Origin of the sequence: Synechococcus sp. R6-10 (assembly GCF_047461815.1) — a bacterium.
GTDB lineage: Bacteria > Cyanobacteriota > Cyanobacteriia > Thermostichales > Thermostichaceae > Thermostichus.
Genome location: NZ_JANSHW010000739.1, coordinates 1 through 950 on the forward strand (window position 1 = coordinate 1; position 950 = coordinate 950).

1 protein-coding gene is annotated in these 950 nt (G+C 62.5%); it reads right to left on the minus strand.

The features are described 5' to 3' along the window. On the minus strand, positions 1-868 hold an 868-nt coding region (locus NW837_RS15690; RefSeq protein WP_414332624.1), incomplete at its 3' end, for a hypothetical protein. Positions 869-950: the final 82 nt, after the last annotated feature.

Genomic DNA, 950 nt, shown 5'->3' on the forward strand with positions numbered 1-950 from the left:
GCCACTGCGTCAACGCAACGCGCTCCTGCGTCGGTTGCCTGCCCTTCTTACGCGCATACTCCCGCAACCGCCAACGCGCACGGTTCACGCTCGCCTCCGACAACCGAAACGCCCCCAGCCACACCCGACATTCGCCAACCGTCTCCACCTGCGCCAACCATTGCAGCAAGTCCAACGGCTCGCCCGTCTCGGTGAACACCGCCGTGCCCACCTTGTAGCGATACACAAAATACTGCCCCAACGCCTGCTTTGCCTGCAACTCCTCCAGACACAAGTAGCCTAAGTCCGCCAGTTCCAAGCTCCCTGCAGGCAAGTCGTCTACGGTATACGGCGTGGTGCGGTCGTGGCAACGGGCAGGCTGCAGGGTCGGTCCGTCCAGTTGCCCTGTGCCGAAGTTCCACCGCACTTGCACCTTGACCGCCGCTGTTGCCCCCGTGCTGCCCCCAGCCCCCTGCCAGAGCGTCGCTAACGCTTTGGGCAGGCTAATCACCGTGCTGTCCTTGATGAAGACCCCCGCGAAGCGTTGGAGCAGAGGGGCAACCTCAGGCGTGCAGAGGGTGATGGCGCGCTCTGCAAAGCGTTGGAGCAGGGCGTACAGAAAGTGCGCAGCTTGGGGGGTGAAGCGTTGCTCGATGGCTTGTGGCGTGAGGGGCGTGCCTGCGCAGGTTGCTGCGTGCGTCCAGTCTGTGTCGGTGGGGCAGGGATTGCTGGCGGCGCCGAAGACCATCATTTGGGCGAAGGTGCTGCCTGTGAGTTTGCGTTGGCGTTGGACGAAGCCTGTTTCGCGTGCGCGGGCGTCGGCGTCGTGTTGGAGGATTTGTTGGAGCGCGTTTTCGATTTGCGTTGCGAGATGGGTGATGTGTTTCATAGCGCGTTGAGTGTACCTTCTTCTGGGCTGTTCTAAAATTGATGCCAATGGGGCGCACGGCGGTGCGCCCCTACCCTCCTAT